The sequence below is a fragment of the Chryseosolibacter indicum genome, from assembly GCF_018598585.1.
Taxonomy (GTDB): Bacteria; Bacteroidota; Bacteroidia; order Cytophagales; family Cyclobacteriaceae; genus Chryseosolibacter; species Chryseosolibacter indicus.
The window spans coordinates 41,591-65,075 of sequence record NZ_JAHESD010000026.1 but is presented as its reverse complement, the minus strand read 5'-3'; the positions used below and the strand labels follow the sequence as shown (position 1 = coordinate 65,075).

The following is a 23,485-nucleotide window of genomic DNA, read 5'->3' as shown; positions in this document are numbered from 1 at the left end:
TCGTAAGACTTATGTTGGAGCAATGCCTGGTAAGATTTTACAGAACGTCAAGAAGGCACAGACATCAAACCCGGTTTTCATACTCGATGAAATAGATAAGGTTAAATCTGACTTTCGTGGCGATCCATCTTCGGCACTGCTTGAAGTTTTGGATCCCGAACAGAACAGTACGTTTGGCGACAACTATTTGGAAGTCGAATACGATCTTTCAAAGGTTCTGTTCATCGCTACAGCAAACTCACTAGATACCATTCATCCTGCTTTACGCGATAGGATGGAGATCATTGAAGTAACAGGATATACACTTGAAGAAAAAGTAGAGATTGCTTTAAAACATTTGATTCCAAAACAGCTCAAGGAACATGGTTTAAAAGCATCGCATGTTAAGTTTCCTCGTCAGGCTGTAGCTAAGATTGTGAATAGTTACACCCGCGAATCAGGCGTTCGGAGTCTTGAGAGAAAGATAGGAACAGTGGTTCGTCATATAGCAAAGTCTGTTGCTATGGAGGAGGAGTACGATAAAGTGATCAATGAAGAATCAATAAGAAAGATATTGGGTGCCGAAGTTCATGATGAAGAGCTTTATCAGGGTAATGATGTGGCAGGTGTTGTAACCGGACTCGCATGGACGCAGGTAGGAGGAGAGATTCTGTTTGTAGAATCAAGCTTAAGCAGAGGAAAGGGCGCCCTCACTATCTCAGGACAACTAGGTGATGTGATGAAGGAGTCTGCAATGGCAGCACTTTCGTATCTGAAGTTTAACGCAGATGCATTAGGTATTGATCATCGTATCTTTCAGCAGTATGATCTACATATTCACGTTCCTGCAGGTGCTGTGCCAAAAGATGGCCCTTCAGCAGGTATTACAATGCTTACATCACTTGCTTCAATATATACACAGCGAAAAGTTAAGAGTAAGCTTGCAATGACAGGAGAGATTACGCTGCGCGGTAAAGTACTTCCCGTAGGTGGAATAAAGGAGAAGATTCTTGCTGCCAAAAGAAGTGGTATCAAAGAGATAATTCTAAGTGCCAAGAACAGGAGAGATATCGAAGAAATAGAAAAGCACTATTTAAAGGGGCTTGTCTTTCATTACGTAGATACGGTGGACGAAGTTCTCAAAACAGCATTGTTAAAAGAGAAAGTAGAATCACCATTGAAATTTACATTAAGTGATCCCCCGAAGTTTCAGTCATTTGCAAGTAATTAATGCCTGATATTTTTAAAAGAACGCTTTGTTTGCAACAGCTAACAAGCCTCCCACTTGTATTAAAAATCTTTAGCTTACTAACGGGCATGTTGGTGGGTATTGATTCTTACGGACAGGCTGGAGGTGAACGTTCTTTTCAGTTTTTGAATGTGGCTTCGTCGGCACGACTTTCCGGATTGGGTGGCGTAAATGTTTCGTTAACTGATCGCGATGTCAATTTCTTCGTAAGTAATCCGGCTCTTGTTGGTGATACTTTATCAGGATTAGGGTCTGCCAGCTATCAGTTCTATGTCGCAGATATCGGTCATTCTACCATTGTCTATTCCAATAAATTCAAGAAGGCCGGCTTGTTTACCCTGGGCATTCAGCATATGAATTATGGAACCGTTATGGGGTATGATCCTTCTGGCGCAGAAACAGGCGAATTTAAGGCTCAGGAAACAGCATTGCTGATCTCGAAGAGTCACCAGGCTGGTAATTTCAGAATAGGAGTAACATTGAAAGGAATCTTTTCAGGCATCGGTGGTTATAATGCAACTGCTGTAGCAGCAGACATAGGCGGTGTATTTATCCATCCCGAAGAGCAGTTCACCATCGGGCTGGCAGTAAAGAATGTAGGTCTCGTAATCTCAGACTATTCAAATCCAACGAGTAGCCGTCTTCCTTTTGATGTACAACTTGGTACTACATTTAAACCAAGACATATGCCTCTTCGGTTTTCTATTACGGCATATAATCTTGCTCATAATGATATAGTACACAATAATCCGGCTGATGTAAATGCAAAAGAACCTACTGTAGTCAGCAAAATCTTTAGCCATTTAAATTTTGGCGGAGAGGTTTTGCTGCATAAGAACGTTAACATACTATTGGGATATAATTACCTCAATCACCAGGCATTGAAATTGGAGAACGCTGGCGGCGGAGCTGGTTTGTCTCTTGGTTTTTCTGCCACTGTAAAAAGATTTGATTTTGCCTTTAGCCGGATGGCTTATATGGCAGGGAAGGCAGCGTATTCGTTTACGTTATCTACCAACATCAACAAACTATTAAGGAGAAAGTAAAAATTATGATGGATACCAAATATTTAACACCCGCTCAAATTGTAGCGGAGCTTGATAAATACATTATTGGCCAGTACGAGGCAAAGCGCAATGTTGCCATAGCACTCAGGAACAGATGGAGGAGGATGAATGTGCGTTCTGAAATTCAGGGTGAAATTATTCCTAATAACATCCTTATGATTGGCGCTACAGGTGTAGGTAAAACTGAGATAGCAAGAAGGCTTGCAAAAATAGCAGATGCTCCTTTCGTAAAAGTTGAAGCTTCGAAGTTTACAGAAGTTGGTTATGTGGGAAGAGATGTAGAGAGCATGGTTCGCGATCTTGTTGAGCAGTCAGTAAATCTAGTTAAGGCCAGGAAAAAGGAAGAAGTAAGGGAGAAGGCGGCACGGATCGTCGAAGATATAATTCTTGATGCACTGATACCTCCGTTAAAAGTTCAGTCAAAATCAAACGCGGGTTTCTCCCCCTCTGTAGGTGACGACATGCCTTCGTCTGACGAGGAGCTGAATGAGCGAACACGTACTTTATTTCGCGAGAAGATTCGTAAAGGAGAACTCGAGGATAGAAAGATAGAAATAAACATCAAAGGTGGTGGTGGCTCTAACATTGGCATGATTGGCGCGGGTATGATGGACGAAGTATCCATGATGAATCTTCAGGATATGTTAAGCGGAATGATGCCAAAGAAAAGTAAGAAGAGAAAGGTAACCGTAGCGGAAGCCAGAAAACTACTTCTTGAGGAAGAGGCTTCAAAGCTTATAGACATGGATGAAGTGAAGGAAGAAGCGATTAGAAGAGCAGAAGATGCAGGTATCATATTTATTGATGAGATAGATAAGATTGCTTCAGGGTCAAGAAAAGGAGGGGGTGGTCCCGATGTAAGTCGTGAAGGTGTACAGCGCGACCTGTTGCCTATTGTTGAAGGCAGCACCGTTAACACGAAGCATGGTGTTATTAAAACAGATCATATTCTTTTCGTTGCAGCAGGCGCTTTTCATATTTCCAAGCCTTCTGATCTGATACCAGAACTTCAGGGACGTTTCCCTATTCGTGTTGAGTTAACCAACTTAACGAAAGATGATTTTATAAGGATCTTAAAAGAACCTAAAAATGCTTTAACGAAACAATACGAAGCTTTATTTGAAGCTGAAGGGGTTCAGATTTCTTTTACTGAAGATGCAATTGAAGAGCTCGCCAATACAGCATTTACCATAAATGCAGAAGTTGAAAATATAGGAGCAAGAAGACTACAAACAGTAATGAGTAAATTGCTGAATGAGCTGTTGTATGACGTACCGGATAAGATTCCTGCAGAATCAAAAATTACAATTGATGCAAACCTGGTAAAGGAGAAGCTGCAAAACCTGATTAAGAATAAGGATCTAAGTCAATACATATTATAATGCGTTTTTTGGTTGTTATACTTCTTTGTTACACAACAACTACACTTGTAGGGCAGGATGTATCAACCATTGCTAATCCACAGCAAACTGAAAGAGATTCAATCCGGGCATACTACATCAAGAAATTCCCGGATTACTTTTTTATTTACCCTGTAATCAAAAAGCGAAGCCTGAACTTTGAAATAGAAAAGGACGGCTCTGAGAATAATCTTTTAACATATAAACCAAACAATGCATACAGCTTAGGCCTTGGCCTTTATCTTTTTGAATTCAATTTTGAACTTGCATTTGCTGTCCCTCTGGATCAGCAAAGCCAGGAGATCTATGGCAAGTCTAAGGCGCGAGATATCCAGTTCAACTTGTTGGGAAAGAAATGGGGCCTTGATTTATTCTATCAAAGATATAATGGTTTTTACATTACTGAATCAGGTGTCTCTCCCGACGCTGATACACCCTTACCACAACGTTCTGATATCGTTACAAATAATGTTGGCTTAACAGGACACTATATTGTTGACAATAGCAGATTCTCATTCCGCTCTTCTTATAATTTCGCTGAGAGACAGCTCTATAGCAAGGGTTCACTGCTGATGTTTGGAGGATTAAGTTCATTTAAATTAAATGCAGACTCATCCATCATAACCTCCGAACAACAAACGAAGTTTGGTGCTAATGTAGCCTTCGAAAACCTGCGTTATACAACGTTTAGCCTGGCGCCCGGTTATACGTATAGTATGGTGTTTAAAAACTTCTTCCTAAACGGTACGCTGGCAGTGGGGCCGGCGCATCACTGGATTTTATATAAGACAGAGAACAGTGCCGACAGGAATGAAACTTCTGTAAATAGTTTTATTGCGGCGCGCATAGCCATGGGATATAATGGCGAACGCATTTTTGGGGGCATCAGCTTTATTACCCAGGGAAGTAATGTTCGTTTTGAAGACATCAGGTTTTCAAATAACAATGGCACATTTAAGATACTCATCGGGTATCGCTTAAATGAACTTGGCTTTCTGCGAAAGCGAGTCTGGGATCTTATCCCGTTTAAGATTTAATCTTCCTTGCTTTTAGGATAGTCAAAGAAAAGGAATTTCCCTTGTCCCCACGTGATATCCCTCCATTGCGTAACATCAAAAGATATGGCAACAATGCCGCAGGTAGGAATATTGTCGATGTCAACTGATTGTGGTATTAAAGCATTTGCGAAATCCGTTAATCCGGGGTTATGACCAACTACGATAACATTGCTGTGAATGTCTTTGATGGTTTTTAGCACTCCCAATATTTCATCATCGGTGGCATGATAGAGCTTCGTTATTTTGGATATTTTCTCTTTTGAATACCCTAACACCTTCGCGATTTTCTTCGCTGTAGATTTTGCTCTTTTAGCAGGACTCGAAACTATAATATCGGGAACAATGCCTTTCTCTTTAAGTCGTTTACCCATGCGCGGTGCATCGCGTTTGCCACGTTCATTAAGCGGCCTTTCAAAATCGTTTTGCTCCGGATCTGCCCAGCTGGATTTGGCGTGACGTACAATATATAAAGTTTTCATGTGCTAGGGGTGAAGTTAATGAAGCATGCCGAATTACCGATAATTTGAAGAACGAATAAGGTTAAATAAATATTATCTTCGCAGCCATGTCAAGATTGAAGACTACACGAAGATACGTTCGTTACTCGTTTCTGTACTGGTTCATACGTTTTCTTATAGGGTTATCCCTTATTATTCCCCGTAAGGTATGGTTGAATTTTTGTGGCATGTTGGGATCACTTGCTTATTATTTTGCAGGTAAAACCAGACGGCTTACAATAAAACACTTGTCCCTCGCTTTTAATGATAAGTCCGCAGGTGAAATAAAAGCACTGGCAAAAAGCACCTTCAAAATGCTAGGGAAGAATACGGGTGAAATTCTGCGTGCTTCAAAAATTAAAAACATAAAAGAATTAGAGTCTTTTCTCGTAACGCATGGCTACGAGAATTTCGAGAAGGCTAATCAAAAGGGCAAGGGAGTCATTTTCCTTACTTGTCATCTCGGTGCTTTTGACCTGCAGGTAACAAATATGTCTATGCGTGGTTTAAATCCCAATATCATAGGCACACCGCTGAAAGATGAGCGTTTGAATGAACTGTTATGGGACTATAGAAATGCACATGGGGCTGTTGCAATTGCCCGGGGAAAAGAGACTTTTCGGATGATTAAAGTGTTGAAGTCAGGTGGTTCAGTTGCGTTGCTTATCGATCAGGACACAAAAGTAAAAACTGTGTTTGTAGATTTTTTTGGGATGAGGGCAGCTACGCCGGCAGGCGCTACAATAATGGCATTAAAAACAGGAGCCGCCGTTGTTCCTACCTATATTCATTTGGGTGATGATGGCTTGCAGCACATGCATATTCTCCCTGAAATACCTCTTCGTGTAACAGACAATGAAGAAGATGATGTGGTATACAACACACAAATTCTCACCAACTTCATTGAAGACGCAATCCGCAAACATCCTGATCAGTGGGTTTGGATGCATGAGCGCTGGAAAACACAACGCAGCGACGTAGAAGGAGCGTAAATATTCCCGTTTCTACTTCTTAAAGATGAAGTAGACTGCCAGGATAAGAAATACAAAACCTATCAGGTGGTTTACGCGGAAGGTCTCGTTCTTGAAAAATACCAGTGAAAAAATTACAAATACAGTTAGCGTTATTACTTCCTGAATAACTTTTAGCTGTACGAGCGTAAATGGACCCCCGTAGTCTTTGAACCCTAATCTGTTCGCAGGTACTTGCAAGATGTATTCAAACAAAGCAATACCCCAGCTGATGAGGATGATAAGTATCAGCGGAAGATTCTCACTCCATTTCATGTCTTTGAATTTCAGGTGACCATACCAGGCAAAGGTCATGAACGTGTTGGAGAGTATAAGCAGTATAATTGTGTAGACAGCTCTCATTGTATTTGTGAACTAATGGTAAAGTAAAAGCACCTGTAGCTGTAATGCAATCAACCTACTAACAAAAAAGACAGTGATTGATGTTAATATCACTGTCTTTTGGAATAGATCTTATCTTTTAAGTTATTTAACCAGTTTCTTGTACTTAATTCTATGAGGTTGCTCATCGCCTAAACGTTTCCGTTTGTTTTCCTCGTACTCGCTAAAGCCTCCCTCGAACCAGAACACTTGTGAATCGCCTTCAAAGGCAAGGATGTGAGTACATACTCTATCCAGGAACCAACGGTCGTGGGAAATAATTACAGCACATCCACCGAAATTCTCAAGGGCTTCTTCCAAGGCACGAAGGGTGTTAACATCAAGGTCGTTGGTAGGTTCATCAAGTAGAAGTAGATTTCCGCCTTGCTTTAAAGCAATGGCAAGGTGAGCTCTGTTTCTCATACCACCGGAAAGTTCTTTCACCTTCTTCTGTTGATCGTTTCCGTTGAAGTTGAATTTGCCAACATAGGCTCTGGAGTTAATTTGTTTTCCCCCGAGCTCTATCAATTCATTACCACCAGTGATTGCTTGCCATACGGTTTCTTCAGGTTTAAGGTCATCATGTTCCTGATCGACGTAAGCAATCTTTACAGTTTCACCTACTTCAAAAGTACCTGCATCTGGTTTTTCCTTGCCGGTAATCATTTTAAATAAGGTTGTTTTACCAGCACCATTTGGTCCTATAATGCCAACAATACCCGCTGGAGGAAGGGAAAATGTAAGGTTCTCATAAAGCAGCTTGTCGCCATACGCTTTTGATACTCCTTTAGCTTCAATAACTTTATTCCCTAAGCGAGGTCCCGGAGGAATGAACAGTTCCAACTTCTCTTCCTTCTCTTTTGTTTCCTGGCTTAATAGTTTTTCGTAAGCATTCAAACGGGCCTTACCTTTTGCCTGGCGTCCTTTAGGGTTCATTCTCACCCAGTCCAATTCACGCTCCAATGCTTTCTGACGCTTAGATTCTGTTTTCTCTTCCTGAGCAAGCCGTTTTTGTTTCTGGTCTAGCCATGAAGAGTAGTTTCCTTTCCATGGAATGCCTTCTCCGCGATCGAGCTCAAGTATCCAGCCAGCAACGTTGTCAAGGAAATAACGGTCGTGGGTAACGGCAATAACAGTGCCTTTATATTGTTTTAAGTGTTGTTCAAGCCAATGTACAGATTCAGCATCCAAGTGGTTGGTAGGTTCATCTAACAACAGCACATCCGGTTCTTGCAACAGCAGCCGGCATAACGCTACCCTTCTTTTTTCACCGCCCGAGAGATGTTCTACTTTTGCATCAGGAGGGGGGCAACGCAAAGCGTCCATCGCTCTTTCAAGCTTATGGTCTAGTTCCCATGCATTTGAAGCATCGAGCTTTTCCTGAATTTCTCCTTGCTTCTGGATTAGTTTATCCATCGCATCTGGATCTTCAAGAACGGCAGGATCACCGAATTTTTCGTTTATCGCTTCAAATTCCTTGAGTAAAGAAGCAATTGCATGCACACCTTCTTCAACTACTTCTTTTACTGTTTTATTTTTATCAAGCTGGGGCTCCTGCTCAAGCAAGCCCACAGTATAACTTAAGTCAGATACTACCTCGCCCTGGTACTCTTTGTCTATACCGGCAATAATTCTTAACAGGGAAGATTTACCTGATCCGTTTAAACCCAGTACGCCAATTTTTGCTCCGTAAAAAAAGGATAGGTATATATTTTTGAGAACTTGTTTGCTGGGGGGATAAATCTTGTTAACCCCAGTCATCGAGAAAATAATTTTTTCGTCAGCCATAATTAATTCAATTGTTGTACCTAATCCCTGGTTAATTCTGGTTTAACACACAATAAAATTATGCTTGAAAATGTTAAGGAGGTTAACAGCTTAACCTTGATTAGAGGCGCAATATGGCAAATAACTTGATGGAAAGGCCTTGGCTGGTTACATTTTTGTAAATAAATCAATGTAAAGCAGGAAACCACTTACCAGTAATAACCGTTTGGAAATAAAAATTTCTGGTAGTTTGTTTTGTTCAATTAAATTTTATTTTTGCGAAAAATTAAAGGAGGACTTAAAACTATGTATTGGACCCTAGAACTTGCCTCTTACCTTGAAGATGCTCCTTGGCCTGCCACGAAAGATGAACTGATTGACTACTCGATCAGATCAGGGGCTCCTTTAGAAGTTGTTGAAAACCTCCAGGAGCTAGAGGACGACGGTCAACCCTACGAAAGTATTGAAGAGATATGGCCTGATTATCCCACTAAGGAAGACTTCTTCTTCAACGAAGACGAGTACTAGAGCGGCAGAATAATAGGCTCATTTCAGAAATACAAAGAACGGACATAATTTGATGTTAGATCAGATTATGTCCGTTCCTGTTTAAGATATTCTGATCCAAGTTAAATTTTTAGATATTAAATCGATTGTTTAGAAAGCGGTTATTTTAGCAGCCTTAACTTTCTCCTACTCATTTGCTGCTCTCCCTACTCCTGCCACTATTGCAGATCTTCTGGACCCCTACAGGTAGGTTATCAATGGTTATTATCCGGTTTTTCTTTTCTGTAAAAGTACTTCTGCTATAATCAGATCTTCAGGGGTTGTAACTTTGATATTCTCATAGTTTCCTTCAAAAAGAGAAATAGTATGGCCCCACCGCTCAGCTACACTTGCGTCGTCCGTAAGGGATGGATCGTCCTCTAGTTCATAGGCCTTTTTTATGAGTTCAATATCAAAAGTCTGAGGTGTTTGAATCAGACGATATTTTGCTCGGTCAAGCGCTTTTGTATGATCGCCCTCTAATATTCTAACTGATTCTTTTAGCGATACCGCTGCAACTGCCGATCCCTTTTCTTTGGCGAGCTTAAAAGATGATTCAATAATATCAGTAGTAACGAGCGGGCGAACACCATCGTGTATTGCCACCAGCCCATTTGTTTGAATTCGCTGAAGCCCTTTTTTAACAGATTGAAACCGCGATTCTCCTCCTTGCTGTAATGTTACAGTGTGTTGAAAATTGTAATCTTTAACAATATAATCCCATAAGCTATAGGCATCAGCCGGAAGAACCAGGATAACCCTGATGTCTTTGGAATATCGGTAGAACGCTTCTATCGTATGAAGTATAATAGGCTTACCTGCAAGCTCAAGAAATTGTTTGGGGGTAGAGCTCTTTATTCGCGTGCCCTTTCCGCCGGCAACAATAACTGCGTATTCGTTCTGTGACAATGTATTAAAATTAGAAGGCTAAATTAAGAAGTTTCTTCCTGGTTGATAATTGCTAATTTTATCGTAAAGCGCGTTACCATGATTTTGTTGCGAATACTTGTTATAGCCTTTAATGCAGTTGTTATTTCTTTTCTTATTTACAGGATGCTTGAGGTGTTTAAACAACCAGTTAGTGGTTTCAAGAAAACTATGGTTATTATAGGTGGTCTTGTTTTGTTGTTAGTACCATTTGGTATCTTCCTTCGCTTCTTCGCGCCTACATTTCAATATTTTATCATCTATCCAATCGCGATAGCTGTCTATTTGTATATGATTAAGGAGATATAGTTGCAAATCAGCACACATAAAAAAAGCTGCATCCCTTAAATGCAGCTTTTTCTTAAATCTTATACGTATAGCCTTTGGCTTTTGCTTTGAGCTTTAAGCTTTCTGCTTAAATAATGAGCATAGCATCGCCATAAGTGAGAAACTTGTATTTCTCTTTTCTTGCAACTTTGTAAGCTTCTGTTATAAGTTCATAGCCCCCAAATGCCGCAGTCATCATCAAAAGTGTTGATTCAGGCATATGGAAGTTTGTAATCATTGCATTGCAGATTTTGAAATCGTAAGGAGGGAAGATGAATTTATCAGTCCATCCTTCGCGAGGCTTCAGGCGGTTGGTGGCAGAAACTGCAGATTCAAGTGCACGCATGGTAGTAGTACCTACGGCACAAACACGGTTTTTATTATCAAGTGCTTTGTTAACCATATTAACGGCCTCCTGACCAACAATAAAGTTCTCCGAGTCCATTTTGTGCTTTGTTAAATCTTCAACATCAACAGGTCTGAAAGTACCTAAGCCGATGTGAAGAGTAACGTGTGTCATCTCTACACCTTTAATCTGAAGGCGCTTCAATAACTGACGTGTAAAGTGTAAGCCTGCGGTAGGAGCAGAAACAGCGCCTTTATGCTTTGCATAAATAGTCTGGAATCTGTCTTTATCTTCCGGTTCTACCTTTCGCTTAATGTATTTTGGTAGGGGTGTTTCGCCAAGTGTTTCAATAACTTTATCAAAGGCAGCAGAATCTCCGTCAAAAAGGAAACGTATTGTTCTTCCTCTTGATGTTGTGTTATCAATAACTTCTGCTACAAGGTCTCCGTTTCCGAAATATAATTTGTTACCTACCCTGATTTTTCTCGCAGGATCTACCAGAACATCCCATAAGTGCATGTCTGCGTTTAGTTCTCTCAAAAGAAACACCTCAATCTTTGCACCTGTCTTTTCTTTTCTTCCGTAGAGGCGGGCGGGAAACACCATGGTATCGTTACCTACAAGAATATCTCCTTCATTAAAATATTCAACAATCTCTTTAAACACCTTGTGTTCAATCTTGCCGGTATCTTTATGGACAACCATCAGACGGGATTCATCGCGGTTTTCGGCTGGGCGGTTAGCAATCAGGTTAGCGGGTAGCTCAAACTTGAATTCGGATAGCTTCATATTTTATTTGCGCAAAGTTTACCCAATCAAGGGTATTTTTAAACAAGGTTGCAAAAATAAGGCATAAATCACCATTCTCGACAAAGAAGCCCCGGATTTTCATCTTTGTAACAAAATTGCCTTTTTTTAGTCTAAAAGAGTAATTAAAAGCTTCGTTAAGCTACTAACACAATAAGTTTAAAAGCGTAATACCCTTTCATCAGTATGTTAAGACAGATTTACGAGAGTTTCAGGTTTGCATGGCGTGCCTTAAGATCGAACCTGCTTCGAACGATCCTATCCTTACTAGGCGTTACGGTTGGCATTTTCGCCATTATAACTGTTTTAACACTTGTTGACTCCCTGGAGAAGAATATCAAGGATAGCTTAAACTTTTTGGGAACGGGTGTTATATATGTGGAAAAGTGGCCTTTTATAGCTGATAATGATGGTGAGTATAAGTGGTGGGAGTTCTGGCAGAGGCCCAACGCATCATACAACGAATTCAAATTTCTTCAAGCCAATCTAAAAAACCAGGTAGGGATTACCATTTACGCGGGCAAGGGTAATATGGTAGTAAAAAGAAATAACAACAGCATTGGTCAGGTTAGGTTAGTTGGCGCTGCCCCTGGCTATAATACAATTTTTGAGTTGAATGTAGAGAAAGGCAGATTCTTTACTCCGGAAGAGCTTGAAGCAGGACGCAGTGTTTGCATTATTGGTTTCGAGATAGCAAAAGTACTTTTCCCTAATAACCAGGAGCCGATTGGCCAGGTGGTTAAGGTAAAGAACATGAAGTACACGGTTATAGGTGTAATAAAAAGGGAGGGCCAAAGCTTCATGGGTTGGTCCAGTAACGACTTTAATACACTAATTCCCTACCAATCTTTCAGAAAACTCTATCAGACCGGCACGGGAGCGTGGGATGAAACTACATCACGTATAGGGGTGAAAGGCGCAGAGAGTGATGTAGGATTGGTTGAGCTGGAGAATGAAATAAGAGGATTACTTCGTACGAGAAGAGGCCTTCAACCAACAGAGAGAGATAATTTTGCTCTAAACAGGCCAGAGGCAATTGCCAATGCCATCAGCGGGTTATTTGATGTCGTGGGGGTTGCAGGATGGATCATAGGTGGTTTCTCTATTCTGGTCGGCGGTTTCGGAATCGCGAATATCATGTTTGTTTCCGTTAAGGAGCGTACCAGTATTATAGGCTTGCAAAAGTCTTTAGGTGCCAAGAATTACTTCGTTCTTTTTCAGTTCTTGTTCGAGGCAATCTTCTTAAGCCTTATTGGTGGGCTCGGCGGATTATTCCTTGTTTACCTTGTCACGCTTATTCCGATGGGGGATCTTGTTGTTACCCTCACCATTAAAAATATTGTACTTGGTTTAACAGTGTCTTCTGTAATAGGTCTTGTATCGGGCATAGTCCCAGCAGCGGTTGCCGCCAGGCTTGATCCTGTTATCGCTATTCGCGCCACCTGATTTCTTTAAAACACTAAAATCAAAAAGGTCCAGAAGTTTGCTTCCAGACCTTTTCTTTAACTATAACTATATACCGTCTTATTCCTTCTCTTCGAGTAATTTTGCTTCTCCTCCGGCAATCTTCTCTTTGATCTTCTTCTCCAGTTCTTCCATTAATTCAGGATTATCCTCTACAAGTTGCTTAACAGCATCTCTTCCCTGACCAAGCTTATTGCCCCCGTATGAGAACCATGAACCTGACTTCTGAATTACTTCGAGTTCAACACCTAAGTCAATAATCTCGCCGGATTTTGAGATACCTCTTCCGTACATGATATCAAACTCTACTACTTTAAAAGGAGGGGCTACTTTATTCTTCACCACTTTTACTTTTACGCGGTTACCGGTAATATCGTCAGCAGCTTCTTTAATCTGTCCTATTCTTCGGATATCCAATCTTACTGAAGCATAGAACTTCAAGGCATTACCACCGGTTGTCGTTTCAGGGTTACCAAACATTACACCGATCTTTTCACGCAATTGGTTGATGAAGATACAAGCGCAGCCGGTTTTGCTAATCGTACCTGTTAGTTTACGTAATGCCTGTGACATTAAGCGGGCCTGTAAGCCCATCTTGCTTTCACCCATTTCGCCTTCCAATTCGCCTTTAGGCACAAGGGCAGCTACGGAGTCGATAACAATAATATCAATAGCGCCGGAACGGATGAGGTGATCGGCAATTTCAAGTGCCTGTTCACCATTATCAGGTTGAGATATAAGCAGGTTTTCTGTGTCAATGCCTAATTTTTCAGCATAGGACTTATCAAAAGCGTGTTCTGCATCAATAAAAGCGGCTAATCCGCCCTTACGTTGTGCTTCTGCAATACAATGCATGGTTAGCGTAGTTTTACCTGATGATTCAGGTCCGTAGATCTCAATGATACGGCCGCGGGGAATACCCCCAACACCAAGTGCAATATCTAATCCTAATGACCCCGTAGAGATTGCCGGTACATCAGATACTTTTTCATCGCTGAGCTTCATTACGGTTCCCTTTCCGTAAGTTTTTTCCAGTTTGTCAATCGTCAACTGGAGCGCCTTTAGTTTTTCTTTTGCGTCACTCATGGGGTTCGTTACTTTATGTTGTATTTATTTATGATTTTACTTAATTGATTTGCAGAAACCTTTTGTCTGCCTCTTTTTACTTTAAACATTGAAATTACCACTTCGTTATTAATTTAAAAACGTTACAAATCTCGAAATAGCTTTTGACAAATAGTGTCAAAAATACGATGGCTTTAACTTTTTTATCGTAAAAGCGATTGCTTTCAGGATGTTGGTGTTGTATTAAAACAGCAGGAACATTTTATATTGCGCGAATATTCCAAAAGGAAACTCTAAAATACAACCCAAACCCTCAAGATGGCTGGCAAAACCTGGAAATTCATTAAACGCCTTTTACTGGCCTTGCTTCTGGTTATTCTTGTGCTGGTTGCCGCATATTGGGATTTAGTGGTATACGGGCTAAGGCAGGCAAAAGGGCAATTGAATATAGTTTGGAATGCCCGGCCTGTTGAAGAGTTTCTCAAAGATCCGCAATTCCCGGATTCTCTAAAAGCTAAATTGGTACTGATCAATGAGGTCAGAAAATACGCAATTGACTCCCTCGGGCTAAAGGATACAAAAAACTACAAAACGCTGTATGACCAAAAAGGTGAGGAGATTATGTGGGTTGTTACTGCATCCGAGCAGTTTAGGCTAAAAGCTAAAGAATGGGAGTTTCCGGTGCTTGGGGCTGTGCCCTATAAAGGATTTTTTAATAGAGAATTGGCTATTGAACTGGGTGAAGAATTAAAAAAAGAAGGTTGGGACGTGAGTATCAGAAACCCAGGCGGGTGGTCTACACTTGGATGGTTCACTGATCCGATACTTAGCAAAATGTTGGAACGAAGTGAGGGAGACCTGGCTAATCTGATCATTCACGAAATGTCGCATGCTACCATCTTTGTTAAGGATAGTATTGACTACAATGAGAACCTTGCCACTTTTATAGGCGATAGGGGAACTGAAAAGTTTCTGATCTCGAAGTACGGAGAGCACGCTAAGGAGTATCAATTATACATTAATGAAAATGAGGATTACCTGAAGTTTTCGGATCATATGCTTCGGGGATCTGAAAAGTTAGATAGTTTATATAAGACAATGAATGAAAACGATTCGGTGTCTCATAAGCTAGCCCTTAAAACGGACATGATTAAAAGGATAGTTAGTACGCTTGATACATTAACGCTAAGTACAGCAGGACCTAAACCTTCGAGTCGTTATAAAGAGAGACTTCCCAATAATGCGTACTTCATGAATTTCAGGCGTTATCAAGCCAAGCAGGATACTTTCTGGGAAGAATGGGAGCAGAAATTTAACAGTGACCTGAAATCTTATATTAAGTATTTAAGTGAGAAACATCCTTTTTTATAAACGCGCTTGATCCTCTTTTTTCTTTCAAACAATTGATGCTGTGTAAATAATGTCGCTTCTGCCTACTAAAACTTTTTGATGTTATCTTAATGTTAAGGAAGTAATTAGCAATTGTTAAGAAAGCATTAAGCGTTTTTAAAACGTCTGTTTCTGGCTACTTTTGCTAATAAATTACAATGCTTATGGGTAACAAGCAAATGCATAAAGTGCTTGTCGTAGATGATGAAGAATCAATTCTTGAATTGCTTAAATACAATTTAGAGAAAGGCGGCTACGATGTAAAGACAGCAAGCGATGGAGCTAGAGCAGTTGAAATTGCAAGGAAATTTACACCTGATCTTGTACTTCTCGATATTATGATGCCCAAAATGGATGGCGTTGAGACATGCAGGTTGATTCGTGAAATTCCTGAAATGCAAAAAACATTCGTAGTTTTTCTTACAGCCAGATCTGAAGAGTATTCCGAAGTGGCGGCGTTTGATGTTGGTGCCGATGACTACATTACAAAGCCAATTAAACCCAGGGCTTTAATGAGTCGTATCAGCGCTTTATTTAGAAGAGAGACCAAGAAAACCTCTCCCAACAGCCTTATTAACATCGGTGAGCTGACGATAGACAGAACCAGCTATACCATAAAAATTAACGACCGAGAGATAAGCCTTCCTAAAAAGGAATTTGAGCTCCTTTATTTCCTGGCACAAAATCCCAATAAGGTATTTAGCCGTGAAGATCTTCTTCAAAACATTTGGGGTTCTGATGTTTATGTACTTGCCCGCACGGTAGATGTACATATTCGTAAAGTACGTGAGAAGATAGGAGATGAATTTATAACTACTGTTAAAGGAGTAGGGTATAAATTCAGTTTGAATTAACCACGTCTCTTAGTTAAATAACAAAAAACTAGTAAGTCGTATATCATCGGCTTGTTCAATATTACTTCATTCAATCAATGGGAGTTGTTATATATATGATTTGGTTAAATAGGTAAGGCTTGCCTATAGGCTATCATCCTTAGGCATCGTCCAGTCTCCCTGCAGTCTTCTTGTTCTTTTTTGATCTGGATAAGTTGAAGGAAGGCGGGAAAAAGTAGCTATCTATTGGTGTTACAGATTAACTTAATGTAGGAAAAAAAGCTCAACAATCAAAGCTAAACCAAATCAAGTAATTAATTCGGTCATCAAATCCCTATCTTTACCACATGGTTTACAATTCAAGGGTAATGGCATTGTTGCTTGCCCTTTGCATATCTATAATTACAACACTTTTTCTTTCGCTTTTCAAAAGCGTTGATGCAAGTGCCCTTATTGTAGCCTTTGTTATCGGCTTTTCTGTTGCCTATCTGCTTATTTTTGTTGTGTTGGAATTCCTGATTTTCAGGGAAATCAATAAAATCTATAAGCTTATGAGCAAGCTTAAGAAGAAAGAACTCCACGGAATAGGCAAGCAGAAATCCGGCGTGTTAAACCCGCTAAAAACGATCAATGAAGAAATCTATTCCTTTGCTGATTTAAAGCAAAAAGAAATAGATGAACTTAAAAAGCTGGAAGCATTTCGTAAAGAGTTTATTGCAGATGTTTCTCATGAGCTAAAGACGCCAATTTTTGCTGCTCAGGGATTTGTGCATACGTTGCTGGATGGCGCAGTGAATGATAAGACCGTAAGAACTAAATTTTTAAAGAAGGCTGCAAAAAGCCTTGATGGGCTTGATGCCCTGGTTCAGGATCTGCTTACGCTATCACACATCGAAACAGGCCAGATAAAAATGCATTTCGAGAGTATCAATATGTATGCTTTAACTGAAGAGGTATTTGAGCAATTTGAGAATAAGTCCGAAAAAAAGAATGTTGTTTTAAGAATAGATGGCCCACCAGCAAAGGTAATGGTGTATGCCGATTGGCAGCGGATAACTCAGGTGATGACCAATCTGATATCCAACGCAATCAAGCACTCTTTTGAAGGGGGAGAAGTTGTAGTGAGTTTTGAAATACATAAGAAATCTGTTGTTACTTATGTAAAAGATTCAGGCGAGGGTATTCCGCAGGAGCACATCAACAGAATTTTTGAACGTTTTTATAGGGTAGACAAAAGCAGAAGCAGAGAGAAAGGTGGAACGGGATTAGGGCTTGCTATTGTTAAACATATCCTGGATGGGCACAACACAAGAGCAGAAGTAGAAAGCACACCTGGCAAGGGATCAATTTTCAGCTTTAAACTTCCCAGGGCTAAACATGAAAAACATGAAGGAACAGAACATATTGAATCAGCAAAACATTAAGCCCACAAAAGCTCCTAAGGTCGATCTAAAGGAGATTATTCTTTTTGAGGATGATGATTACTTTTTGGTAAATAAGCCACCGTTTATATCAACGCTCGAAGACAGGCATGAGCGTATTAATATACTTGGCCTAGCCAGGGAATACGCTAATGATGCGCAGGTGTGCCACCGCTTGGATAAAGATACATCAGGTGTTTTAGCGGTAGCAAAAAATCCGGAAGCATACCGGCATCTTAGCATGCAGTTCGAGAAACGAGAGGTTGTTAAAGTATATCATGCTGTAGTTGATGGGATTCAAAACTTTCAAAATACGCTTGTAGATGAGCCTATTCTCAAGCAAAATGATGGTATGGTGAAGATCAGCAGGAGGGAAGGAAAGCCTGCCCAAACCTATTTTACCTCTTTAAAACCTTATCGGCTTCACACGTTAATTGAATGTAAGCCTGTTACCGGGCGTATGCATCAGATCAGAATTCACCTTGCATCACAAGGAGCTTCGATCACGGGAGACGACACTTACGGCGGGAAACCATTCCTGTTGTCGGAGATCAAAAGAGGCTTTAACCTAAAGAAGGGAACGGAAGAAGAATCGTTTATGAAACGGATGGCGCTACATGCCTATTCTTTAGAGTTTAATGATTTAGGAGGCAAAAAACAGAGGGTAGAGGCTCCTTATCCTAAAGATTTTCAGGCATTATTACGTCAACTCGAATTGAATAAATAATAGGCTTATTTTTAAGGTAACAAAATGATTTACTGTTAGATATAAGTTACGAAGGAAGCGATGTGCTTGAACGGATTTTATAAATTAAATGTAAATTTGGACGATGTCTTGCATTTGAGGCATATCTCGCTTACTTTTGTGTCCCTTTTTAAGAGGAGGGTGTACTTACTGAATTTCACTTATAAAAATGGATCATAATAGTTATAAAACCACTTATGCTAACAAAGCTTCAGTTGAAAAGAACTGGGTTATTGTAGATGCTAACGCACAGGTTTTGGGCCGTGTAGCAAGCCAGATAGCAAAAGTTATTCGTGGCAAGCATAAGCCAAGCTATTCTCCTCATGTGGATTGTGGCGACAATGTCATCGTAATTAATGCTGAAAAAGTAAAGATGACTGGTAAAAAATGGACAGATCGCGTAATCTTCACGCACTCAGGTTACCCTGGCGGTCAGCGTGAGCATACGCCTACAATGATCCGTTCAAAGCATCCTGAAAGACTTATTGAGCATGCAGTAAGAGGCATGTTGCCAAAGAATAGGCTAGGACGTGAACTTTTTAGAAGCCTTCATGTTTATGCAGGTTCTGAGCATCCTCATCAAGCACAACAACCAAAAGAATTAAAGTTCTGATAAATGCAGATCGTAAACGCAATCGGTAGAAGAAAGACATCAATTGCCAGGGTTTATGTACAACCCGGTAAAGGTGATATTAAGGTGAATAACCGCGAATTGAAAGAATATTTTCTTTCAGAAATTCACCAAACAACAGTTAAACAGGCACTTACTGCTGTTAAGGCTGATGATCAATACGATGTTACAGTCAATGTTGAGGGTGGTGGTGTAAAAGGACAGGCAGAAGCTGTACGTTTAGGTATTGCAAGGGCTTTGGTTGAGTTTAATGGCGAAAATAAGCCAGCTTTAAGAAAAGAAGGCTTGTTAACACGTGACTCACGTATGGTTGAGCGTAAGAAATACGGTAGAAGAAAAGCAAGAAGAAGATTCCAGTTTAGCAAGCGTTAATCGATAGTAAAGAATGGCTGAAAAATTAACATATCAAGATTTGTTGGATGCAGGTGTTCACTTTGGTCACCTTACCCGCAAGTGGAACCCTAAGATGGCTGAGTACATCTACATGGAGAACAATGGTATCCACATCATTGATTTAAATAAAACCTTAGCACGCTTAGAAGAAGCATCTTTCGCAATGAGGAACATCGTTCGCTCAGGCCGTAAGATTATGTTCGTAGCGACTAAGAAGCAGGCTAAAGATATAGTAACCGATGAGGCAAAGCGTCTAAACATGCCTTTCGTTACAGAACGCTGGCTGGGTGGTATGCTTACCAACTTTGCTACAATCAGAAAGTCTCTTAAAAAACTTTCTCAGATTGAGAAGTTGATGAAAGATGAAGCTTTCACAAACCTTGCGAAACGCGAGCGTTTGATGGTTACGCGCGAAAAAGCTAAACTAGAGAAATTACTAGGAGGTATTACCGACCTTAACAGATTGCCGGCAGCGTTGTTTGTAATCGATGTTAAGCGTGAACATATCGCCATTACAGAAGCTCAAAAACTTAACATACCTGTGTTTGCTATGGTTGATACCAACAGCGATCCTACAGGTGTTGACTTCCCGATACCTGCTAACGATGATGCTTTCAAATCAATATCAATTATTACCAAACACATTGGTCGCGTAATTGAAGAAGGTTTGATGGAGCGTAAGAAAGACAAAGAAGAAGCAGCTCATAGAAAAGACGAGGAAGAAAAGAGAAGAGTTGATGAAACTGTAGAAGAGTCAAAATAATTTACCGATGGGCAGTTGAACAGGCTGCAGTAATTCGGTTGTCATAAAACAATCAAACATCGGTCAAAAGCCGATGTTTGTTTTTTAATTAAGTAATCCAAATTCCAACATTCGTAATTCATAATTAAAGTATTATGTCAGCAATTTCAGCACAAGATGTTAACAAATTACGCCAGATGACTGGTGCCGGTATGATGGACTGTAAAAAGGCACTATCAGAAGCTAATGGCGATTTTGAGAAAGCAATTGAGATTCTTAGAAAGAAGGGCCAGAAAGTTTCTGCAAGTCGTTCTGACAGAGAAGCGAAAGAGGGATCAGTTTTCATTAAAGTAAGTGACGATAAAAAAGAAGCGGTTCTTATTGCCCTGAATTGCGAAACAGATTTCGTTGCAAAAAATGAAGAGTTTCAAAATCTTGGAAAGCTGGTTGCTGAAACTGCGTTCGTATCAAAACCTGCAACTAAAGAAGCTTTATTGGACCTTAAGGCTGGTAGTCTATCCATCAATGATAAGATTGTTGAGCTTGTAGGCAAGATTGGCGAGAAGATAGAAGTTAGTGAATACGTGTTAATGAAAGGTGAAGTAGTAGTGCCTTACATTCACGCTGGTTCTAAACTAGGTGTATTGGTTTCATTAAAAGGCATTAACGGTAAAGATGTAACGGATGCTGGTAAGGATGTTGGTATGCAAATCGCTGCGATGAATCCAGTAGCGGTAGACGAAAAATCAGTTGATACAACTGTAATTGAAAAGGAACTTGAAATTGCTAAGGCTCAGATTCTCGCAGAAGGCAAGCCAGCAAGTATGGTTGATAAGATTGCACAAGGTAAACTTCAGAAATTCTTCAAGGAAAATACCTTATTGCACCAGGCATTTGTTAAAGATAACTCCAAGTCTGTAGCACAATATCTTGATTCTGTTACTAAAGGATTAACAGTAGCTGAATTTAAGCGTGTAGCAATAGGGTAATAGATATAAAATGTATTTGTATAAAAGGGGCCGAAAGCCCCTTTTTTTGTTTTAGTAACTAGGGGATTTGAATTAGTCAATTGTCATAAGAATAAACACCATTAAATTATGACGATCGGAATTAGAAAAGCATTTTGGCTGGTAGGCCTTGTGGCGACATTGATAGTTTCATGTGAGGACGTAGATGACCCTGGTCCTAAGCAAGCAGACGAAAGAAAGTTTTCTGTTGTTGAGTTCGATCGATTAGATGTCGGTGACGCTTTTCAGGTTTCAGTTGAGCAAGGCCAGTTCTTTGAAGTAATAGCGTCTGGTGACAGGAGGAATCTCGATGATCTTGAAGTAAAGAAGGAGGGTACAACACTTTTGATAGGTTATGATGACAGGAAAGGCCGCAAACATACAACGTCAATTGTCATTAGAATGCCTCAATTATTATCAGCTAATTTTTCAGGTGCTACTGATTCCCGCATTTCAGGTTTTGTAGATGCAGATGAATTTAATCTTACGGTTTCAGGTGCGTCTATTTGTCAATTAAACATCGAGGCAATCGAGGTGGACGTATTAGTTTCGGGTGCTTCACATGTTTCCATGCGGGGACGAGCTGAAAGATTGAATTGTCAGGAGCGTCTTCCCTTCACGCTTATGGATTTCCTGTAGTTACATCAAATGTACGAGTGTCAGGAGCAAGCGATGCCAAGGTTACAGTTAGTGATAAGCTGCATGTTTGGGCGAGCGGCGGGAGCACTACTATCTACAGAGGTAATCCTGTAGTTACATCAGATATTTCAGGAGGAAGTTCATTAAGAAAGGAGGACTAAGAGGCTAAACCAGAAGGGCAGGTGTATCGCCTGTCTAATTTAAAAATTTCTCATATCTGAATAGTATGGTCTTTATTGGCATAAACATTTTTTATAGCTTCTATAGTCAATAAAGATAAATTCATGTTCAAATCAATAAATCCATTTGACCAAAGTGTAATAGGTGAAACTCCAGCTGATAGCCTTGATGCAATAAATAGAAAATTGGCACTTGCTTCTAAAAGATTCATCCAATGGAAAAAAGAAAGCTTTGATAAAAGATCAAAACTGATACTTAAAGCAGGTGAAATTTTAAGAACAAGGAGAGATGAATTTGCTTTAACAATTTCAAAAGAAATGGGTAAAGCAATCAAGGAGTCAAAGGGGGAAGTTGATAAGTGCGCAGACGCATGTGACTTTTTTGCTGAACATGCTGAAGGCTTTCTTAAAGATCAATCAATAAAAACAGAAGCATTGAGAAGTTATGTTGCGTATCAACCGCTTGGTCCTGTACTTGCAATAATGCCCTGGAATTTTCCGTTCTGGCAAGTGTTTAGGTTTGCAGTGCCAGCATTGATGGCAGGTAATGTAGGACTACTAAAGCATGCAGCTAATGTTTCTCAATGCTCGTTAGCTATCCAGGATATTTTTAAAGAAGCCGGCTTCCCTGAGGGAGCGTTTCAATCCTTACTGGTAGAGTCTAAAAATGTAGATTCAATAATAGCAAATGATGTGATTGCAGCGGTGACACTAACAGGAAGTGAATCAGCAGGCACACATGTAGCCTCCTCAGCAGGGAAACATTTAAAGAAGACTGTACTTGAGCTCGGTGGAAGCGATCCTTTTGTTGTGCTGGAAGATGCTGATCTTGAGCTTGCTGCTAAAGTCGCTACACAATCACGCATGCAGAATGCAGGTCAATCATGTATTGCAGCAAAGCGTTTTATTGTCGTTAAATCTGTTAAGGATAAATTTATTGAAAAGTTTAGAATAAATATTGAGGCGCTAAAGCAGGGAAATCAACTAGATGAAAGTATCACTATAGGTCCCATTGCCAGACTGGATCTTGCCGAACAGCTTGAAAAACAACTAGAAGAGTCAATTAAAAAGGGAGCTAAGCTAATTACAGGAGGCCAACGTGATGGCTGCAATTTCAAACCCGCGTTGCTCGATGATGTTAAGCCGGGGGTGCCGGCCTATGATGATGAATTGTTTGGTCCAATTGCTTCCTTGATAACTGTTCGTGATGAAGAAGAAGCGATAAGTATTGCAAATTCTCATCGCTATGGTTTAGGAGGTTCGGTATGGACAACCAATAAAGAGCAGGGAGAACGAGTTGCGAGACAAATTGAGTCCGGATCTGTGTTTGTAAATTCCCTCATGCGTTCTGATCAGAGATTACCTTTTGGAGGCATTAAGAAATCTGGCTATGGTAGAGAGCTTTCAGAATTAGGCATTAAAGAATTTGTTAACGCTAAAACAATCTATGTAGCGTAAATAAATCTGGTTATTATTAAAACTTTATTACTGCCTTTTCCGTACACGGCATTACTGCTTAAAATTTAAAGCCGATGAAGTTGGTGTTTTGAGTTTGCTATGTGCAAGCTCTCATTTAAAATCTTTTTCTACTACTTTGAATAGTCCTGATTCTCTCG

General features: G+C 40.2%; 23 protein-coding genes and 1 pseudogene. 18 read left to right on the top strand and 6 right to left on the bottom strand.

The window, feature by feature from the left end; all coding sequences use genetic code 11:
* The 4 genes from KK060_RS12840 to KK060_RS12825 all read left to right on the top strand — a co-directional run.
* Positions 1-1,210, top strand: a 1,210-nt coding sequence (locus KK060_RS12840; protein ID WP_254154141.1) for a S16 family serine protease, incomplete at its 5' end; no start/stop codon positions are given.
* 29 nt (positions 1,211-1,239) lie between these two features.
* The gene (gene porQ, locus KK060_RS12835; protein ID WP_254154140.1) at positions 1,240-2,274 is read left to right on the top strand and encodes a type IX secretion system protein PorQ; all 1,035 of its coding nucleotides are present in this window, start codon (positions 1,240-1,242) and stop codon (positions 2,272-2,274) included.
* A gap of 5 nt (positions 2,275-2,279) precedes the next feature.
* Positions 2,280-3,677 carry an ATP-dependent protease ATPase subunit HslU gene (gene hslU, locus KK060_RS12830; RefSeq protein ID WP_254154139.1) on the top strand — a complete coding sequence of 466 codons (1,398 nt, stop codon included), beginning with the start codon at positions 2,280-2,282 and terminating at the stop codon, positions 3,675-3,677.
* The gene (locus tag KK060_RS12825; protein WP_254154138.1) at positions 3,677-4,732 is read left to right on the top strand and encodes a DUF4421 family protein; all 1,056 of its coding nucleotides are present in this window, start codon (positions 3,677-3,679) and stop codon (positions 4,730-4,732) included. Before hslU ends, KK060_RS12825 begins: the two co-directional genes overlap by 1 nt.
* Here the strand turns inward: KK060_RS12825 and KK060_RS12820 are convergent.
* Entirely contained in the window at positions 4,729-5,232 is a 504-nt protein-coding gene (locus KK060_RS12820; protein ID WP_254154137.1) for a SixA phosphatase family protein, read from the bottom strand. The two genes, KK060_RS12825 and KK060_RS12820, sit on opposite strands and share 4 nt — an antisense overlap.
* An 86-nt stretch (positions 5,233-5,318) precedes the next feature.
* Here KK060_RS12820 and KK060_RS12815 point away from each other — a divergent pair, with 86 nt between their 5' ends.
* Entirely contained in the window at positions 5,319-6,242 is a 924-nt protein-coding gene (locus KK060_RS12815) for a lysophospholipid acyltransferase family protein (RefSeq protein WP_254154136.1), read from the top strand.
* 12 nt (positions 6,243-6,254) lie between these two features.
* Here KK060_RS12815 and KK060_RS12810 read toward each other — a convergent pair whose 3' ends face one another.
* Both KK060_RS12810 and ettA read right to left on the bottom strand, forming a co-directional pair.
* On the bottom strand, positions 6,255-6,623 hold the full coding sequence (locus KK060_RS12810) for a DMT family protein (protein WP_254154135.1): 369 nt from the start codon (positions 6,621-6,623) through the stop codon (positions 6,255-6,257).
* Positions 6,624-6,746: 123 nt separating this feature from the next.
* Positions 6,747-8,429, bottom strand: coding sequence for an energy-dependent translational throttle protein EttA (ettA, locus tag KK060_RS12805; RefSeq protein WP_254154134.1), 1,683 nt, complete (start codon positions 8,427-8,429; stop codon positions 6,747-6,749).
* Positions 8,430-8,714: 285 nt separating this feature from the next.
* On the opposite strand from ettA, the gene KK060_RS12800 reads away from it, so the two are divergent.
* A complete protein-coding gene (locus KK060_RS12800; RefSeq protein WP_039751840.1) occupies positions 8,715-8,936 on the top strand; it encodes a DUF2795 domain-containing protein in 222 nt (73 codons plus the stop codon).
* A gap of 243 nt (positions 8,937-9,179) precedes the next feature.
* Here the strand turns inward: KK060_RS12800 and KK060_RS12795 are convergent, their stop codons facing one another.
* A complete protein-coding gene (locus KK060_RS12795; RefSeq protein WP_254154133.1) occupies positions 9,180-9,863 on the bottom strand; it encodes a 2-C-methyl-D-erythritol 4-phosphate cytidylyltransferase in 684 nt (227 codons plus the stop codon).
* Between the two features lie 78 nt (positions 9,864-9,941).
* On the opposite strand from KK060_RS12795, the gene KK060_RS12790 reads away from it, so the two are divergent.
* Positions 9,942-10,190 (top strand): hypothetical protein, encoded by a 249-nt coding sequence (locus tag KK060_RS12790; protein ID WP_254154132.1) that lies wholly within the window; start codon positions 9,942-9,944, stop codon positions 10,188-10,190.
* Between the two features lie 106 nt (positions 10,191-10,296).
* Here KK060_RS12790 and queA read toward each other — a convergent pair whose 3' ends face one another.
* Positions 10,297-11,343: a tRNA preQ1(34) S-adenosylmethionine ribosyltransferase-isomerase QueA gene (gene queA, locus KK060_RS12785; protein ID WP_254154131.1), complete on the bottom strand. Its 1,047-nt coding sequence runs from the start codon at positions 11,341-11,343 to the stop codon at positions 10,297-10,299.
* 198 nt (positions 11,344-11,541) lie between these two features.
* On the opposite strand from queA, the gene KK060_RS12780 reads away from it, so the two are divergent.
* Positions 11,542-12,807 carry an ABC transporter permease gene (locus KK060_RS12780; RefSeq protein WP_254154143.1) on the top strand — a complete coding sequence of 422 codons (1,266 nt, stop codon included), beginning with the start codon at positions 11,542-11,544 and terminating at the stop codon, positions 12,805-12,807.
* Between the two features lie 78 nt (positions 12,808-12,885).
* On the opposite strand, the gene recA is transcribed toward KK060_RS12780, so the two are convergent.
* Complete coding sequence (gene recA / locus KK060_RS12775) at positions 12,886-13,911, bottom strand: recombinase RecA (protein WP_254154130.1); 1,026 nt, start codon at positions 13,909-13,911, stop codon at positions 12,886-12,888.
* Positions 13,912-14,208: 297 nt separating this feature from the next.
* Between recA and KK060_RS12770 the strand changes: the two genes are divergently transcribed.
* The 10 genes and pseudogenes from KK060_RS12770 to KK060_RS12725 all read left to right on the top strand — a co-directional run bounded on the left by KK060_RS12770 (position 14,209) and on the right by KK060_RS12725 (position 23,327).
* Positions 14,209-15,261, top strand: a complete 1,053-nt coding sequence (locus tag KK060_RS12770; RefSeq protein ID WP_254154129.1) for an aminopeptidase — start codon at positions 14,209-14,211, stop codon at positions 15,259-15,261.
* Between the two features lie 182 nt (positions 15,262-15,443).
* Positions 15,444-16,133 carry a response regulator transcription factor gene (locus KK060_RS12765; RefSeq protein WP_254154128.1) on the top strand — a complete coding sequence of 230 codons (690 nt, stop codon included), beginning with the start codon at positions 15,444-15,446 and terminating at the stop codon, positions 16,131-16,133.
* Positions 16,134-16,459: 326 nt separating this feature from the next.
* On the top strand, positions 16,460-17,536 hold the full coding sequence (locus tag KK060_RS12760) for a sensor histidine kinase (protein WP_254154127.1): 1,077 nt from the start codon (positions 16,460-16,462) through the stop codon (positions 17,534-17,536).
* Positions 17,499-18,260, top strand: a complete 762-nt coding sequence (locus tag KK060_RS12755) for an RluA family pseudouridine synthase (protein WP_254154126.1) — start codon at positions 17,499-17,501, stop codon at positions 18,258-18,260. The genes KK060_RS12760 and KK060_RS12755 overlap by 38 nt, the downstream gene beginning before the upstream one ends.
* 187 nt (positions 18,261-18,447) lie before the next feature.
* Entirely contained in the window at positions 18,448-18,891 is a 444-nt protein-coding gene (rplM, locus tag KK060_RS12750) for a 50S ribosomal protein L13 (RefSeq protein ID WP_254154125.1), read from the top strand.
* 3 nt (positions 18,892-18,894) lie between these two features.
* A complete protein-coding gene (rpsI, locus tag KK060_RS12745; protein ID WP_254154124.1) occupies positions 18,895-19,281 on the top strand; it encodes a 30S ribosomal protein S9 in 387 nt (128 codons plus the stop codon).
* Positions 19,282-19,294: 13 nt separating this feature from the next.
* A complete protein-coding gene (gene rpsB / locus KK060_RS12740; RefSeq protein WP_254154123.1) occupies positions 19,295-20,065 on the top strand; it encodes a 30S ribosomal protein S2 in 771 nt (256 codons plus the stop codon).
* Between the two features lie 134 nt (positions 20,066-20,199).
* Positions 20,200-21,033 (top strand): translation elongation factor Ts, encoded by an 834-nt coding sequence (gene tsf, locus KK060_RS12735; RefSeq protein ID WP_254154122.1) that lies wholly within the window; start codon positions 20,200-20,202, stop codon positions 21,031-21,033.
* Between the two features lie 108 nt (positions 21,034-21,141).
* Positions 21,142-21,851 (top strand): annotated as a pseudogene (locus KK060_RS12730) (head GIN domain-containing protein).
* 123 nt (positions 21,852-21,974) lie between these two features.
* Positions 21,975-23,327, top strand: a complete 1,353-nt coding sequence (locus KK060_RS12725; RefSeq protein ID WP_254154120.1) for an NAD-dependent succinate-semialdehyde dehydrogenase — start codon at positions 21,975-21,977, stop codon at positions 23,325-23,327.
* Positions 23,328-23,485: the final 158 nt, after the last annotated feature.

Coding starts and splice junctions, on each gene's coding strand:
- hslU (WP_254154139.1), top strand. CDS start 2,280: ATGATGGATACCAAATATTTAACACCCGCTCAAATTGTAGCGGAGCTT.
- KK060_RS12825 (WP_254154138.1), top strand. CDS start 3,677: ATGCGTTTTTTGGTTGTTATACTTCTTTGTTACACAACAACTACACTT.
- KK060_RS12820 (WP_254154137.1), bottom strand. CDS start 5,232: ATGAAAACTTTATATATTGTACGTCACGCCAAATCCAGCTGGGCAGAT.
- KK060_RS12815 (WP_254154136.1), top strand. CDS start 5,319: ATGTCAAGATTGAAGACTACACGAAGATACGTTCGTTACTCGTTTCTG.
- KK060_RS12810 (WP_254154135.1), bottom strand. CDS start 6,623: ATGAGAGCTGTCTACACAATTATACTGCTTATACTCTCCAACACGTTC.
- ettA (WP_254154134.1), bottom strand. CDS start 8,429: ATGGCTGACGAAAAAATTATTTTCTCGATGACTGGGGTTAACAAGATT.
- KK060_RS12800 (WP_039751840.1), top strand. CDS start 8,715: ATGTATTGGACCCTAGAACTTGCCTCTTACCTTGAAGATGCTCCTTGG.
- KK060_RS12790 (WP_254154132.1), top strand. CDS start 9,942: ATGATTTTGTTGCGAATACTTGTTATAGCCTTTAATGCAGTTGTTATT.
- queA (WP_254154131.1), bottom strand. CDS start 11,343: ATGAAGCTATCCGAATTCAAGTTTGAGCTACCCGCTAACCTGATTGCT.
- recA (WP_254154130.1), bottom strand. CDS start 13,911: ATGAGTGACGCAAAAGAAAAACTAAAGGCGCTCCAGTTGACGATTGAC.
- KK060_RS12770 (WP_254154129.1), top strand. CDS start 14,209: ATGGCTGGCAAAACCTGGAAATTCATTAAACGCCTTTTACTGGCCTTG.
- KK060_RS12765 (WP_254154128.1), top strand. CDS start 15,444: ATGGGTAACAAGCAAATGCATAAAGTGCTTGTCGTAGATGATGAAGAA.
- KK060_RS12760 (WP_254154127.1), top strand. CDS start 16,460: ATGGTTTACAATTCAAGGGTAATGGCATTGTTGCTTGCCCTTTGCATA.
- KK060_RS12755 (WP_254154126.1), top strand. CDS start 17,499: ATGAAGGAACAGAACATATTGAATCAGCAAAACATTAAGCCCACAAAA.
- rplM (WP_254154125.1), top strand. CDS start 18,448: ATGGATCATAATAGTTATAAAACCACTTATGCTAACAAAGCTTCAGTT.
- rpsI (WP_254154124.1), top strand. CDS start 18,895: ATGCAGATCGTAAACGCAATCGGTAGAAGAAAGACATCAATTGCCAGG.
- rpsB (WP_254154123.1), top strand. CDS start 19,295: ATGGCTGAAAAATTAACATATCAAGATTTGTTGGATGCAGGTGTTCAC.
- tsf (WP_254154122.1), top strand. CDS start 20,200: ATGTCAGCAATTTCAGCACAAGATGTTAACAAATTACGCCAGATGACT.
- KK060_RS12725 (WP_254154120.1), top strand. CDS start 21,975: ATGTTCAAATCAATAAATCCATTTGACCAAAGTGTAATAGGTGAAACT.